Here is a 14,986-nt window from a genome sequence, read left to right on the forward strand (position 1 = left end):
ACTGGAAAACCTCTTGGCCGATATCGTCAGCCTGCTCCTGCCGTTCTTCGGCCTGATCCTCATCGGCTATGCCGCCGCCAAGGCGACGAAGCAGCCGGCTGACGCGCTCGGATGGCTGAATACCTTCATCATCTATGCCGCCCTGCCCGCTCTGTTCTTCAAGCTCGTCTCGCGCACGCCGATCGAAGAGCTGACGCGCATCGATTTCATCGTCACCGATATTGCCGCGACCTATGCGGTGTTCATCCTGCTGTTTGCCATCGGCCGCCTCGTGCGCGGCAATTCGCTTGCCGATTGCACCATCCAGTCCTTTGCCGGCGCCTATGGCAATATCGGCTATATGGGGCCGGGCCTGGCGCTTCTGGCGCTCGGCGAAAAGGCGGCAGTGCCGGTGGCGCTGATCATCTGTTTCGAGAACGCACTGCATTTCATCGTCGCGCCGGCGCTGATGGCGGCGGCCGGCGACGACAAGCGTTCCGCGGGCCGGCTTGCCGCCGATATTGCCCGGAAGGTGGCGCTGCATCCCTTCATCCTGTCGACGGCGGCAGGCTTTGCTGTGGCCGCCCTCCACATCGACCAGCCGCTGGCGTTTCAGCGCCTCGTCGATTACCTCGCCCAGGCGGCGGCGCCCTGCGCCCTCTTTGCCATGGGGGTGACGCTGGCGCTCCGGCCGCTGAAACGGGTCCCGGCCGAGATCGGCTACATAGTGCCGGCGAAGCTGATCCTGCATCCGATCGTGGTTTTCATCGCGCTGACTGTGGTGGGTGGTTTCGAGCCGGTGTGGATCCAGGCGGCCGTGCTGCTCGCCACGCTGCCGACGGCGACCAATGTCTTCGTCATCGGCCAGCAATATGGCGTCTGGCAGGAGCGCGCCTCGGCGACGATCCTGATCACGACGGTGCTTTCGGTGGTCAGCGTCTCACTCTGGCTGATCGCGATCCGCTCAGGCCTTCTTCCGCTTCAGCTTTTCCCGTAGCGCATCCGGAATATCACGGAAGCCCCGGCCAGGCTCGATGCCTTCACGCATGACGATGCTGCGCAGCGGCGGAATGGCCGAGAGGATATGCAGACCGGCGGCGCGCAGCATCTGCACCGGCAGGAAATCCGAAAGCAGCGAGCGGTTGAGAAGATCGACGCTTGCCGTACGCGTCATGATGTCGGCGCGGCGCTTGCGGTCGAAGCTTTCGCCGGCATCGGCCGGAATCGGCAATTCGGCCCGGTCGCAGAGGATGTCGGTCAGCGCCATGATGTCGCGCAGGCTGAGGTTCAGCCCCTGCGCCCCGATCGGCGGGAAGACATGGGCAGCCTCGCCGATCAGCGCGATACGCCCCTTGCCGAAGCGATGCGCCATCATGCCCGACAGCGGCCAGAGCTGGACGCCGTCTTCCACATCGACCTTGCCGAGCATGGAGTGCATCTGCACCTCGACGAGACGGCCGAGTTCGGCAAGCGGCAACTCCATGCGGCTTGCAGCTTCCGTGGGATCCTGCACCCAGACGAGGCTGGAGCGGTTCCCCGGCAGTGGCACCTGGGTGAAAGGGCCGTGTTTGGTGTGGAATTCGCTCGAGATATTCTGATGCGGCAGGGAATGGGCGAAATTCAGCACCATGGCCGATTGCGGATAGGACCAGTTGCGCACGCCGATCCCTGATGTTTCGCGCAGCTTCGAGCCGCGGCCGTCGGCGCCGACGGCAAAATCGGCGAAAAGCGTCTCGCCGCCGGCAAGCGCGATCGACACTTTCTCGGCCGAGATCTCGATCGATTCGGCCATATCGGTGAAGCGGGTGATATTGCCCTCTCCGGCCGTGGCCGCTTCGAGGATGTCGATCAGCATCTTGTTGGGGAAATTATAGCCGAAGGCATCGAGGCCCACTTCGGCGGCGCGAAACGTGGTCGTCGGCGCGCGCAGCAGCCGGTTGGTGCCGTCGATGATGCGCATGCTGGCAAGCGGTGCCGTCGCAGGGCGCAGCTTATCCCAGAGCGCCAGACGGTCGAGGAAGCGGATCGACTGATCCATCAGCGCCGTGGTGCGCCGGTCCTCCTTTGCAGCAAGGGGTGCCACCAGCGCCACGCTGCGGCCGCCGCGAGCGAGCGCGATTGCCGCAATCATGCCGGCGAGACCGCCACCGATCACCGCCACTTCGAATGTCTTCATGCTACCGTTCCGCTATCATAAAATGGCGGACCAGTCGCTTATGCGGCCGGCTTCGCCTGACGGCGCCAACTATAGCCCTTGCCGGCTTCGGCGTCACGCACCGCCGGCTGATAATGATGGGGAATGGCGGGAAGACGGTTTTCGGAAAGCCGCTTCAGCGCCGTGGCGTTGCTGACCGAGAAGCTGTCGATGCCGACGCGCAGCATCAGCGGCACCTGGTCGATCAGCACGTCGCCGACGGCGCGCAGCTCGTTGGTGTATCCCAACCGCTGGCGCAGCAGCGAGGCGTGGCTGAAGGCGCGGCCGTCGTTGAAGGCCGGAAAGGCGACGGCCACGATGTCGAGGCGAGAGAGATAGGGCTCCAGCCGCCGCACGTCGTCGGCCGGCTTGATCAGCACGCCGAGGCCGACATCATTGCTTTCGTCGGCCTTGGCGATCAGCTCGTCGAGACCGAGCAGCGGCTTCTGCTCCCCTGAAGCCTTCACCTCGTCGGTCTCGATCAGCCAGGGATCGTTTTCGACAAAACCGGTTTCTCTCCAAATCTTCGTCATCATCCCCTCCTTATGCCGCTTCCGCAGCCGAGCCGTAGAGCGCAGCCTTGAAAGGCTGCGGCCCGACGCGGCGATAGGCAGCAAGGAAAATCTCCGACGGATCAAGGCGCAGGCCGAGATAGGTGTCGACGATCGTCTCGATCGCGTCCGTCACCCGGTCCGGCTCGAAGCCGCGGCCGATGATCTCGCCGATCGAGGTATGTTCGTCGCCGGAACCGCCGAGGGTGATCTGATAGAGTTCGGCACCCTTCTTCTCCACACCGAGCAGGCCGATATGGCCGACATGGTGGTGGCCGCAGGCATTGATGCAGCCGGAGATCTTGATCTTCAACTCGCCGATCTCGGCCTGGCGTTCGGCGCTGCCGAAGCGGCGGGAGATTTCCTGCGCCAGCGGAATGGAGCGCGCATTGGCGAGCGCACAGTAGTCGAGCCCCGGACAGGCAATGATATCGGTGATCAGGCCGGCATTGGCTTCGGCCAGATCGATGGCGACGAGGCCGCGATAGACGGCTTCGAGATCGGCCAGCGCCACATGCGGCAGGATCAGGTTCTGCTCATGGCTGACGCGGATTTCGTCGAAGGCATATTCTTCGGCGAGATCGGCGATTGCGTCCATCTGCGCGTCGGTGGCGTCGCCCGGAATGCCGCCGATCGGCTTCAGCGAGATCGTCACCATGCCGTAGTCGGGGTTCTTGTGCGGCTGCACATTCTGCTGGACCCAGCGGGCGAAAGCCGGATCGGCCTTCTTCCAGCGGGCAAGGTTTTCCCAGCCCTCGGCGCGCTGAGGCAGATCGGGCAGCGCGAAATAGGCGGCGATCGCCTCGACATCCTGTTCCGGCAGCTTCAGTTCGCTATCCCTCAGCGAGGCGAATTCGGCCTCGACCTGGCGCGTCAGTTCCTCGGCGCCGGTTTCGTGCACCAGGATCTTGATGCGGGCCTTGTACTTGTTGTCGCGGCGGCCATGCAGATTGTACACGCGCACGATTGATGTGGTGTAGGAGAGCAGGTCTTCCTCGGGCAAAAAGTCGCGGATCAGCTTGGCGATCATCGGCGTGCGGCCCTGGCCACCGCCGACATAGACGGCAAAGCCGATCTCGCCCTTGTCGTTCTTCTTCAGATGCAGGCCGATATCATGGACCTGGATGGCGGCACGGTCGCGCTCGGCGCCGGTGACGGCGATCTTGAACTTGCGCGGCAGGAAGGAGAATTCCGGATGGACCGACGACCACTGGCGCAGGATTTCGGCGTAGGGCCTGGGATCGGCGATCTCGTCGGCGGCTGCACCCGCAAAGTGATCGGCCGTCACGTTTCTGATGCAGTTGCCCGAGGTCTGCAGCGCATGCATCTCGACGCTTGCAAGATCGGCCAGCGCATCGGGGATTTCCGACAGCTTCGGCCAGTTGAACTGCAGGTTCTGCCGCGTGGTGAAATGGCCATAGCCGCGGTCATAGGTGCGGGCGATATGGGCGAGCATGCGCATCTGGCGCGCGCTCAGCGTGCCATAGGGAATGGCGATGCGCAGCATATAGGCGTGCAGCTGCAGGTAGACGCCGTTCATCAGGCGCAGCGGCTTGAACGCATCCTCGGCGAGCTCGCCGGCAAGGCGGCGCTGGACCTGGTCGCGGAACTGCTCGACGCGCTCGCTGACAAAGGCATGGTCAAATTCGTCGTAACGGTACATCGTCTTCCTCAGACTGCAATGAATTCGGGATCGGCGGGAGCGTAGCCCGGTGCGTATTCCATGGTCGGGCCCTGGGCGCGGATGCGCTCGCGAAGGCGCAGCGGCCAGAGAATGCCGTTGGTTTCCTGAACTTCGACGACGGCGACGTCAACCACCTCGTTGTCGGCATAGGATTTCTTGCCGATCGCCTCCAGCGCTTCGACGGCTTCGTTGTGACGGGCGACAAGCGCTTCCTGCAGCGAGGTCGACCATTTCCCGTTCGCATCCAGCCAGACGGCAATGCCGTCCGTCAGCCGGTTGGCCGTCAGAACCTTGTCTACCATATTCAGCTCCTTGCAAGTTCCTCGAGCCGGGCGTTCGCACGCACCAGCGGCTCGGACAGTTCGAAATTGGCGCCAGCGACCGCATCGCCGATAATGACCATGACCGGCCCGGTCAACTCATCGCGGTGCTGCAGATCGGGAAGATCGGCAAGCGTGCCATGCAGCAGGCGGCGCTCGGGACGGCTGGCATTTTCGATGACGGCGACGGTCGTCTCGGAGGGAATGCCGGCCTCCATCAGCCGCTCGGCGACGGAGGCGGCAACCGTGCGGCCCATATAGACGGCGATCGTCGCGCCGGAAACGGCAAGGCTTGCCCAATCGGGCAGCACGTCGCCGGTGAGATCATGGCCCGTCGTGAAGACCAGCGAGGACGCGACGCCGCGCAATGTCAGCGGCAACTCGAAATCGGCGGCGGCGGCGAAAGCCGAGGTAATACCGGGCACGACCTCATAGGTGATGCCGGCGGCGCGCAATGCCGCCATCTCTTCCCCTGCCCGACCATAGACCAGCGGATCGCCCGACTTGAGGCGGACGACACGTTTGCCCTGGCGGCCGAGATCGACCAAGAGGTCGTTGATCTCTTCCTGCGACTTCGAATGGCAGCCCTTACGCTTGCCGACGGAAAGCCGCTCGGCGTCGCGGCGGCCCATATCGACGATCGCCTGCGGCACAAGCGCGTCAAAGACGATGACATCGGCTTCCATCATCACGCGCTGGGCGCGCAGCGTCAGCAGATCCTCGGCGCCCGGACCGGCGCCGACCAGCCAGACATGGCCCGCAACCCTGTCCATCGAGCCCAGCAGCCGGTCGGCGGCCTGGCGGGCCTGCGGCAGGTTGCCGTTGGCAACCGCATCGGCGACGGCGCCGGAGAAGAAGCGGCGCCAGAAGACGCGGCGGGAAACGCCGCGGGGCACGAGCTGTTCGACGGCCTTGCGGTAGCTCGTCGCCAGTGCTGCGAGGCGCCCGAGCGAGGGCGAAAGAAGCTGGTCGATCTGTGCGCGGATCATCTGCGCCAGAACCGGCCCTGCCCCTTCGGTGCCGATCGCAACGGCGACCGGGGCGCGATTGACCAGCGCCGGGGTGAAGAAATCGCAGTAGTCGGGCTGATCGACGGCATTGGCCGGAATGCTTGCGGCGCGGGCAGCATCGACGATCTCGCGGTCGTCGGCCTCATTGCCGGTGGCGGCAAAAACGAGGGCTGCCCCCTCGACCTGGTCGGCGGAAAAGCCGGCGCGCACGGTCTCGATGCGGTTGGCAATCAGGAAGGCATGATAATCGGCTTCCGGCCTGTCGGCATAGGCGACGATCCGCGCCCGCGTGTTGAGCAGCAACCGCACCTTGGCGAAAGCTTCGTCGCCATTGCCGAAGACAGCCGTCTTCTGGCCTTCCACGCGAAAGAAGGCGGGAAATACCGAAAGCTGTTCGGTCCTGGGAGACATCATCAATCCACTTCGAAGTTGCCGGAATATGCCCTTGATCGACAAGGGTTTAAAGGAACATAAATTCGAAAGCTCCAGCAAGTGCGTATTCTTTTGCTCGTAGCATCAGCGATTTGAGAAAAGTCACCCATGCTGACCAAAACAGCACATGTCAGCGCATTTGCTGCAACGCACTATAAAGCCTGTGACAAACAGCGTCCACCGGCGTTTGGCGCATTTCACTTGCGCCGCCGAGGCGATAGACTGAGGGAAACCGGAGACGCCAATGCCTGACAAGACCATCGCCGCCCGCCTGCTTTCGGTCATCGAAAACGATATCCTGCCGCTGACCGAGCGCGGCGTATCGCTTGGGAATAAGGTGTTCGGCGCGGCGATCCTGCGCAAATCCGATCTCTCGCTCGTCGTCGCCGAAACCAACAACGAACTCGACAATCCGCTCTGGCACGGCGAGGTGCATACGCTGAAGCGCTTCTACGAGCTTGGCGACAAGCCGGCGACCAAGGATTTGATCTTCCTGTCGACGCACGAGCCCTGCACCATGTGCATGTCGGCGATCACCTGGGCAGGCTTCGACAATTTCTATTATTTCTTCAGCCACGAGGATTCCCGCGATGCCTTCGCCATTCCGCACGATCTGAAGATCCTCAAGGAGGTCTTCGGGCTTGAACCCGGCGGCTATCGCAGGCAAAACGCCTTCTGGAACAGCTTTGCCGTCGCCGATCTCGTCGAGACCGAAGAGGCCCAGCCGAGAGAGGCGCTGAAGGCGCAGACTGCCCGCATCAAAGCGCGCTACAATGCGCTTTCCACCACCTACCAGTCGTCGAAGAGCGCCAACGATATTCCGCTCAACTGAGGCAGCTGAACCGAGGCACCATGGAACCTTCCAAAGATATTTCGCGGCTGATCGAGATCATGGCGGCGCTGCGCCATCCTGAAACCGGCTGCCCCTGGGACATCGAGCAGAGCTTCGAGACGATCAAGCCCTATACGATCGAGGAGGCCTATGAGGTTTCCGATGCGATCGAGCGCGGCGATATGGACGATCTCTGCGACGAGCTGGGCGACCTGCTGCTGCAAGTGGTCTTCCATGCGCGCATGGCCGAGGAGGCAGGCGAATTTTCCTTCGGCGACGTCGTCAACGCCATCACCACCAAGATGATCCGCCGCCACCCGCACGTCTTCGCCCGCTCGGCGGCCGACACGCCGGATGCGGTAAAGATCCAGTGGGACGAGATCAAGCAGGCGGAAAAACGCGAGCGCACTGAGCGCCGGTCAAAGCGCGGGATTACCGAGGATTTCAAGGGCGGGTTCCTCGGCTCCGTGCAGCGCAGCTTCCCGGCTTTGACGGAAGCGCTAAAACTGCAGGAACGCGCCGCCAAGGTCGGCTTCGACTGGTCGGCCCCCGAGCCGATCCTCGACAAGATCGAGGAGGAGATCGACGAATTGCGGGCGGCACTGCGAGACGGCGACCGCGCAAAGGTCAGCGATGAACTCGGCGACCTGATCTTCGCGGTCGTCAATATCGGCCGGCATGTGAAGACCGATCCGGAACAGGCGCTGCGTGGAACGAATACGAAATTCCGGCGTCGGTTCAGCCACATAGAGAATGTTCTTGATGCAGAAGGCGAGACGCTGGAGGCGGCTAGCCTTGAGCGGATGGAAGAGATCTGGCAGGCGGCGAAGGCGATTGAGCGGGCTGTGATGGCTGGGGCTGAGTGAGCTTTCTCCCCTTCTCCCACTTCTCCCCAGCGAGGAGAAGGTGGCCCGAAGGGTCGGATGAGGGGCCACACGGCCCACCATTCATTGCCCTTCGCCTGCGCTCAGCGCATTCGCGGCTTTGCCGCTCACGCCCTCATCTGCCTGCCGGCATCTTCTCCCCGCTGGGGAGAAGGGAGATGTGGCAACGTCCCTGCTTCCTCTCACTCAATCGAGCCATTCGGCCCTTGCTGAGCTGTCCGATCCGCCGCTTAAGAGGATGGAGGAAAGCGCGCGCCCGAAGGCCCGCTCACCGCTCCCAATCCTCGCGCGGCGGCTTCGGCCCATTTCCGATGCGGCGTTCGAGTTCGGCAGCTTCGGTTTCGGAGAGGCGCAGGTCGAGTGTGATCGAGCCGTCTTCGTTGTCCTCGCGGCCGTCGACGATCGCGTGGTCGTAGAGCCAGGGCAGCAGCGCCAGCTTGTCGACGGGCAGGCGGACGGTGGTTTCGGTCATAACGCCGGAGAGCCTGCGGCTGATCTCGTCCATCAGCGTGTCGACGCCCTCGCCGCTGACGGCCGAAACGGCGACGACGTTGCTGGCGCCTGATGATTTCTGCATCATGGCGTCGTGGACCTCGGGCTCCAGCCGGTCGATCTTGTTCCAGACCTCGATCAGCCGCTTACCGGCTTCGGCCTCGTCGATGCCGAGGTCGCCGAGAATGCGCATGACGTCGGAGCTCTGCGCCTGGTTGTCGGCATCGGACATGTCGCGGACATGCAGGATGAGATCGGCTTCCAGCACCTCTTCCAGCGTTGCCCGGAATGCGGCGACGAGATGGGTCGGCAGGTCGGAGATGAAGCCGACAGTGTCGGACAGGATGACGGTGCGGCCGTGCGGCAGCTTCATGCGGCGCAGCGTCGGGTCAAGCGTGGCAAAGAGCATGTCTTCGGCCAGCACGCCGGCGCCGGTGATGCGGTTGAACAGCGTCGATTTGCCGGCATTGGTATAACCGACGAGCGCCACGATCGGGTGCGGCACCTTGCGGCGCTTGGCGCGGTGGAGCTGGCGGGTGCGCACCACCTGCTCCAGCTCGCGTTCGAGCTTGATGATGCGGTCCTGCAGCATCCGCCGGTCGGCTTCGATCTGGGTTTCGCCCGGGCCGCCCATGAAGCCGCCGCCGCCGCGCTGGCGTTCAAGGTGGGTCCAGCTTCTGACCAGCCGGCCCTTCTGGTAATTCAGATGGGCGAGATCGACCTGCAGCGTGCCTTCCTTGGTGGAGGCGCGGCGGCCGAAGATTTCGAGGATGAGGCCCGTCCGGTCGATGACCTTGGCGTTCCATTCCTTTTCGAGATTGCGCTGCTGCACCGGGGTCAGTGGATGATCGACGATGACGAGACCGGAATCGCGCTCGTCGAGCAGCGCCTTGATCTCCTCGATCTTGCCGGTGCCGAGCAATGTCGCCGGTCTCGGATCGTTGACCGGCACGACCTGGCCGTTGACCACGTCGAGGTCGATCGCCTGGGCAAGACCGGTCGCTTCTTCCAGCCGGCTTTCCGGCGTGCGGGTCGAGGCCGATTCGCTCTGGCCGCCGCGGCTGCGCGACTTCAGAACCGGCACGACGACGGTCGCGCGCATATCGTCCCTGTGCTTGGCGGCCTCAGGGATGATCGAATCGTTCTTGGTATCGCGTGTCGAAATGACGGCTGATCCTGTTAGGACGCTGCTTCTTCGCTCTCGAACATCTGCATGGGCTGGCCCGGCATGATCGTCGAGATCGCATGTTTATACACGAGCTGCGAATGGCCGTCACGGCGAAGAAGAACACAGAAATTGTCGAAAGAGGTAACAACGCCCGTGAGTTTCACGCCGTTGATCAAAAAGATTGTCAGGGAAATCTTTTGCTTGCGAACAGTATTGAGAAATAGATCCTGAAGATTCTGAGAACGTTCCGCCATCGCGCCGCTTCTTTCTTTATTGCCGACCTGAGTTGGCCGGTGGAGTATCAATCAACCTCACCATGCAAGACCGGTGGCACCCTCATTCCACCCGTCCAGCAAATCTTGGTATCAAATCGCAATCTTTTCCGCAACGTCGAAAAAGGCTTCGCGGACTTTCTGCGAGACACTGCCGGGATGACCGTTGGCGATCGTCTGGCCATCGACGGAAACGACCGGAAAACAAATACTTGTGGCTGCGGTCAGGAAGACCTCGCGGGCGGCGAGCATCTCGGAAACCGAGAAGTTCCGCTCGGTGATCTTCAAGCCGAGCTTGGCTGCGACATCCATCAATGTGGTGCGGGTAATGCCGCGCAGGATGCCGTGTTCGGCCGGCCGCGTCACCAGCGTTCCCTCGGAATCGACGATCCAGATATTGGTCGCCGCCCCTTCCTTCACCATGCCGTCGCCATCGACATAGATCGCCTCCTGGGCGCCGGCCTCCTTGGCCTGCTGGCGGGCCATGGCATTCGGCAGCAGGCCAACGGATTTGATGTCGACGCGGTCCCAGCGATTGTCGGTAACGGTGATCGCCCTGATGCCGTTGGCATTCTTGGCGGCGATGATTTTGGGATCGGTGCTCTTGGCGGTGATGACAAGCGACGGCGGCGTTCCTTCGGCCGGGAAGACATGATCGCGGCGCGCCACGCCGCGCGTCACCTGCATATAGAAAAGCCCGTTGCGGACATGATTGCGGCGCAACGTCTCGCGGATGACCTGCGTCAGCGCCGCCCGGCTCATCGGCCAGGCAATGCTGAGTTCACCGAGCGAACGGTCGAGACGGTTCAGATGGCGCGTGAGGTCGACGATATAGCCGTGACGCACCTCGCAGACCTCGTAGACGCCATCGGCGAACTGGTAACCGCGGTCCTCGATATGCACGCTGGCATCGGAATGCTTGACGTAACGGCCATTCACATAGGCAATTCTCGGCATGGGAAACCTGGTCTTGCAGAAAGCTATAAGGGAATGCGGCGTGGCAATGGCCGCGCCGGAAAGATCAGACGCCGAGCGACTTCAGCTTGCGATGCAGCGCCGAACGCTCCATGCCGACGAACTCGGCGGTGCGTGAGATATTGCCGCCGAAGCGGTTGATCTGGGCGATCAGGTAATCCTTCTCGAACATCTCGCGGGCTTCGCGCAACGGCAGCGTCATGATGTGATAGTCGTTCTTGGCCGAGACCTTGGGCAGCATGTCGCCGAGATCGGTCGGCAGCATGTCGGCGGTGATCGGCGCATCCGGCCCGTCGGTGCGGGCAAGGATCATCAGCCGCTCGATATTGTTGCGCAGCTGGCGGATATTACCAGGCCAGTCGTGCGCCTGCAGCACGGCCATGGCGTCGTCGCCGATGCGGCGTGGACGGATGCCGGCCTGCTCGGAAATCTGACGCATCAGCTGGTCGACGAGGAAGGGAATGTCCTCGCGTCGCTCGGCCAGCGCCGGCACCCGCACCGGCACGACGGCGAGGCGATGATAGAGATCCTCGCGGAACCACCCTTCGGCGATACGGCTTTCGAGATTATAGGCTGTGGAGGAGATGATGCGGACATCGACCTTGACGCGCTTGGAGCCGCCGACGCGCTCGAACTGCTGATCCACAAGCACACGCAGGATCTTGTTCTGCGTTTCGCGCGGCATCTCGCCGACTTCGTCGAGATAGAGGATGCCGCGATGAGCTTCCTCGAGCGCGCCGATCTTGCGCGCCTGGCCGGGCGTGCCCTCGGTGCCGAACAGCGCCACTTCCATGCGATCCGGCGTGATGTTGGCAGCGTTGATCGCCACGAAGGGACCGTTGGCGCGGGTCGACTTCTTGTGGATCATCCGCGCCACCAGCTCCTTGCCGGAGCCGGATGCGCCGAGGATCATGATGCGGCTGTTGGTCGGCGAGACCTTCTCGATGGTCTGGCGCAGCTGCGACACGGCGACCGAGGTGCCGATCAGCTCCAACGCGTCGCCGGTGCGGCGCTTCAGCTCGGAGACCTCGCGCTTCAGCTTGGAATTCTCAAGCGCCCGTTCGGCGATCAGGATCAGCCGGTCGGCCTTGAAAGGCTTTTCGATAAAATCGAAGGCGCCGCGCTTGATCGCCGAGACGGCGGTCTCGATGTTGCCATGGCCCGAGATCATCACCACCGGCAGATCCGGATGGCGGGTCTTGATCTCGTCGAGCAGCGACAGGCCATCGAGCTTGCTGCCCTGCATCCAGATATCGAGGAAGATCAGCCGCGGCACCCGGTCTGATATCGCCGCCAGCGCGCTGTCGCTGTCATGGGCCGTGCGCGTTTCGTGTCCCTCGTCGGAGAGAATGCCGGAAACGATCTCGCGAATATCGTGCTCGTCGTCGACGACGAGAATATCAGAGGCCATAAACGCTTTCCTTGTCATTGGCTGCGGGAGAGGCGGGCGTCGGATCCCGGCGTGGCAGATGCACGCGGATCATGGCCCCTCTTCCCCGGTCAAAATCGGCGGGCGCATCGTGCAGCTCGAGCTGCCCGCCATGTTCTTCGATGATCTTCTTGACGATGGCGAGGCCGAGGCCGGTGCCCTTCTCGCGCATCGTCATATAGGGTTCCAGAATGCTGTGGCGGTTCTCCACCGGCAGACCACGGCCATTGTCGATGACATCGACGGTGAAGCGGTCGCGGCCGGCGTCGAAGGCGGCGCGCACCAGAATCTTGCGCTCGTCTCGTTCGTCGCTCGGCACGGCCTCGATCGCCTCGACGGCATTCTTGATCAGATTTCCGAAAGCCTGGCCGAGCATGCGGCTGTCGAACAGGCCTTCCAGCGGCTGGTCGCCGAAATCCTGCCCGAAGGTGACGTGATTGTTGCCCATCTCGCGCAGGAAGATCGCATCACGCAGGATATCGCGCAGGTCGCTCGGCTCCTTGGTCGGCTTCGGCATGCGGGCAAAGGCGGAGAATTCGTCGACCATGCGGCCGATATCGCCGACCTGGCGGATGATCGTATCCGTGCACTGATCGAAGACGGTTCGGTCGTCCGGGTCGATCTGCTTGCCGTAACGGCGCTGGATGCGCTCGGCGGACAGCTGGATCGGCGTCAGCGGGTTCTTGATCTCATGGGCGATGCGCCTTGCCACGTCGCCCCAGGCGGTCGAGCGCTGGGCGATGACGAGATCGGTGATGTCGTCGAGCGTGATCACATAGGATTCGCTCATATCGCGCACTTCCTCGCGGGTGACCTGCACGCTCAGTGTGCGCACCGTGCCGCCGCGCACGAGCGCGATCTGCTTGCGGAAATCGCCGCGATGACGCGACGCAGCCTCGCTCAGCACCTGATCGACCTCGGGCGCGATGTCGGCCAGCTGCTTGCCAAGCATCTCGTCGGCCGACAGCGACATCAGCGTCTCGGCCGAACTGTTGACGATGGCGATACGGCGGTCGTGCTCGACGCCGATGACGGCGGCGGTCACACCCGACAGCACCGCCTCGATGAAGCGGCGGCGGTCGTCGACTTCGTCCTTGGCCTCGAGGATCTCGTCGCGCTGGGTGCGGATTTCCGAGATCATCTTGTTGAAGGTACGCGACAGATTGGCGACGTCGCCATCGACGGCGTGCACCGGCACGACGATATCCATATTGCCCGATGCGACGCTGTCGGCCGCAGTGATCAACAGCCGGATCGGCCGGACGATACGGTCGGCAACCGCGATCGCAGTCCAGATCGCCGCGAGCAGCACAATCAGCGCGAAGCCGATATAGAGCACGGCGAAGGCGATCTGCAGCGAGAAGCGGTTGGCTTCCATCGACCGGTATTCGGTGGCGTTCTCCTCCATCATGCGCATGGCGCCCATGACCTTGGGATCGACGGCGCGCACCGTATAAAGGAAGGTGCCCTGGATGGCATCGAGCTTGATGATGGCGCCGACGAGGTTGGTAACACCAGGCGGAATCAGCGTCGGCTGGCCGGCAGCGGCCTTCTCCAGCGCGTCCTGCGGAATTGCCGGCAACGGCTTTTCGGTGGCGATGTCGGCCTGAACGATCACCGAGCCGTCGCGCTCGACGAGAAAGGAACCGAGCAGGCCGCGGCCCCTCGCCTGGCGGGTCATCAGGTCGGCAAAGCCCGTCCGGTCGAGGCTGTAGAGTGCACGGTTGCGCTCCAGGTCATTGGCCATGGAAACCGTCTGCCCCTGCAGGTAGCTGGCGTTTTCCATCATATAGGCCTGGCCGATATTGCGCGACGAACTGACGATCGACTGGGTGCGCAGCGCAAACCAGCGGTCGAGGCCGGCATTCAGCGTGATGCTGGCAAAGATGGCGACGAGAATCGCCGGCGTGATCGCGACGATCGAGAAGAGCACGACGATGCGGATATGCAGGCGTGCCGCCGCCCTGCCCCGGGTGCGCGCTTTGAGCAGCCTTGCCACCTCGCGGGCTATCAGCGCCAGCAGCGTCAGGACGAAGAAGGAGTTGACGATCACCGAGGTGATGACGACATGCGAACTCGGCGCGATCGGGGTGAGACCAAGCAGCACGAAAAGTGTGGCCGTGGCGCAGAGAAGCGCGCCGCCGGCAAGCACCAGGCCCGGCACGGCGAAAAGGGCGCGGCGATCGGTCACCGTGGTCACCGCCTCGCCCGCCGCTGCCGGCGATACCCCATCCTGCGTCATTCGGCCTCTCTTCAGGCGGCACCCACCGCCCTCGCCAGCCGATCGAAACCAAAGAACGCCGGCTCAAGAAAGCCAGCGCTGCAACGACTCGATCGGGAGCGAAGTCCAAAACCCTTGCGTGACCTTTAAGCAACGCATTGTGGCGAAAATGCAACGCCCTCCTTCACATTGTCAAGCCACGCCAAGCTCTGGGACCGACACAATGGAGCGTTGCCCAGGCATATTGTCATTCCACTCGCCCTGCGGCGTCCGCGCACCGTCATCATCCAGCCACCCGCCGTCTTCGCGGAGCGCGACTTCGTCCAAGCGGTATTCGGCATGATCGACGAGGCTATGTGAAACGCCTTGGACCGAGGAAGTCTCACAGGCCTTTACGAAGCTGCAGAAACCTTAGTCTGCAACTTCGCATCCGAGATGGTCGCTTTAACCGGGCAGAGCGTCCAAAAACTCTTTGGATGAATGATGGCATACGCTGGATAGTGCCGGAACTCTGCGTGCGCCGGGGTTTTTCTGATTTCGTCG

14 protein-coding genes are annotated in these 14,986 nt (G+C 63.0%); 4 read left to right on the forward strand and 10 right to left on the reverse strand.

Annotated elements, in window-relative coordinates:
• Positions 1-13 precede the first annotated feature (13 nt).
• Complete coding sequence (locus AF337_RS34415) at positions 14-976, forward strand: AEC family transporter (RefSeq protein ID WP_049735583.1); 963 nt, start codon at positions 14-16, stop codon at positions 974-976.
• Here AF337_RS34415 and AF337_RS34420 read toward each other — a convergent pair.
• Genes AF337_RS34420 through cysG form a run of 5 tightly spaced genes read right to left on the reverse strand, consistent with a single transcriptional unit; the run spans position 944 to position 6,149 of the window.
• Positions 944-2,155 carry a UbiH/UbiF family hydroxylase gene (locus tag AF337_RS34420; RefSeq protein ID WP_049735584.1) on the reverse strand — a complete coding sequence of 404 codons (1,212 nt, stop codon included), beginning with the start codon at positions 2,153-2,155 and terminating at the stop codon, positions 944-946. The two genes, AF337_RS34415 and AF337_RS34420, sit on opposite strands and share 33 nt — an antisense overlap.
• Before the next feature lie 38 nt (positions 2,156-2,193).
• On the reverse strand, positions 2,194-2,706 hold the full coding sequence (locus AF337_RS34425; protein ID WP_049735585.1) for a DUF934 domain-containing protein: 513 nt from the start codon (positions 2,704-2,706) through the stop codon (positions 2,194-2,196).
• Positions 2,707-2,716: 10 nt separating this feature from the next.
• Positions 2,717-4,387: a nitrite/sulfite reductase gene (locus tag AF337_RS34430; RefSeq protein WP_049735586.1), complete on the reverse strand. Its 1,671-nt coding sequence runs from the start codon at positions 4,385-4,387 to the stop codon at positions 2,717-2,719.
• An 8-nt stretch (positions 4,388-4,395) separates the two neighbouring features.
• Positions 4,396-4,710 carry a DUF2849 domain-containing protein gene (locus AF337_RS34435; protein WP_049735587.1) on the reverse strand — a complete coding sequence of 105 codons (315 nt, stop codon included), beginning with the start codon at positions 4,708-4,710 and terminating at the stop codon, positions 4,396-4,398.
• Between the two features lie 2 nt (positions 4,711-4,712).
• Positions 4,713-6,149 carry a siroheme synthase CysG gene (cysG, locus tag AF337_RS34440; RefSeq protein ID WP_049735628.1) on the reverse strand — a complete coding sequence of 479 codons (1,437 nt, stop codon included), beginning with the start codon at positions 6,147-6,149 and terminating at the stop codon, positions 4,713-4,715.
• A 265-nt stretch (positions 6,150-6,414) separates the two neighbouring features.
• Between cysG and AF337_RS34445 the strand changes: the two genes are divergently transcribed.
• A complete protein-coding gene (locus AF337_RS34445; protein ID WP_049735588.1) occupies positions 6,415-7,002 on the forward strand; it encodes a deaminase in 588 nt (195 codons plus the stop codon).
• Between the two features lie 20 nt (positions 7,003-7,022).
• Complete coding sequence (gene mazG, locus AF337_RS34450; protein WP_049735589.1) at positions 7,023-7,868, forward strand: nucleoside triphosphate pyrophosphohydrolase; 846 nt, start codon at positions 7,023-7,025, stop codon at positions 7,866-7,868.
• A 286-nt stretch (positions 7,869-8,154) separates the two neighbouring features.
• On the opposite strand, the gene hflX is transcribed toward mazG, so the two are convergent.
• The 5 genes from hflX to AF337_RS34475 form a co-directional block, all read right to left on the reverse strand.
• Complete coding sequence (hflX, locus tag AF337_RS34455) at positions 8,155-9,480, reverse strand: GTPase HflX (RefSeq protein WP_049735590.1); 1,326 nt, start codon at positions 9,478-9,480, stop codon at positions 8,155-8,157.
• A gap of 77 nt (positions 9,481-9,557) precedes the next feature.
• A complete protein-coding gene (gene hfq / locus AF337_RS34460) occupies positions 9,558-9,800 on the reverse strand; it encodes an RNA chaperone Hfq (protein ID WP_003539403.1) in 243 nt (80 codons plus the stop codon).
• A 111-nt stretch (positions 9,801-9,911) separates the two neighbouring features.
• Positions 9,912-10,775, reverse strand: a complete 864-nt coding sequence (locus AF337_RS34465; protein ID WP_049735591.1) for a D-amino-acid transaminase — start codon at positions 10,773-10,775, stop codon at positions 9,912-9,914.
• A 64-nt stretch (positions 10,776-10,839) separates the two neighbouring features.
• A complete protein-coding gene (gene ntrX, locus AF337_RS34470; RefSeq protein WP_049735592.1) occupies positions 10,840-12,204 on the reverse strand; it encodes a nitrogen assimilation response regulator NtrX in 1,365 nt (454 codons plus the stop codon).
• A complete protein-coding gene (locus tag AF337_RS34475; RefSeq protein WP_049735593.1) occupies positions 12,194-14,464 on the reverse strand; it encodes a sensor histidine kinase NtrY-like in 2,271 nt (756 codons plus the stop codon). The genes ntrX and AF337_RS34475 overlap by 11 nt, the downstream gene beginning before the upstream one ends.
• 210 nt (positions 14,465-14,674) lie before the next feature.
• On the opposite strand from AF337_RS34475, the gene AF337_RS46160 reads away from it, so the two are divergent.
• Positions 14,675-14,803: a hypothetical protein gene (locus tag AF337_RS46160; RefSeq protein WP_280138886.1), complete on the forward strand. Its 129-nt coding sequence runs from the start codon at positions 14,675-14,677 to the stop codon at positions 14,801-14,803.
• The last annotated feature ends 183 nt before the right edge of the window (positions 14,804-14,986 follow it).

Source organism: Rhizobium ecuadorense, from assembly GCF_001187535.1.
GTDB lineage: Bacteria > Pseudomonadota > Alphaproteobacteria > Rhizobiales > Rhizobiaceae > Rhizobium > Rhizobium ecuadorense.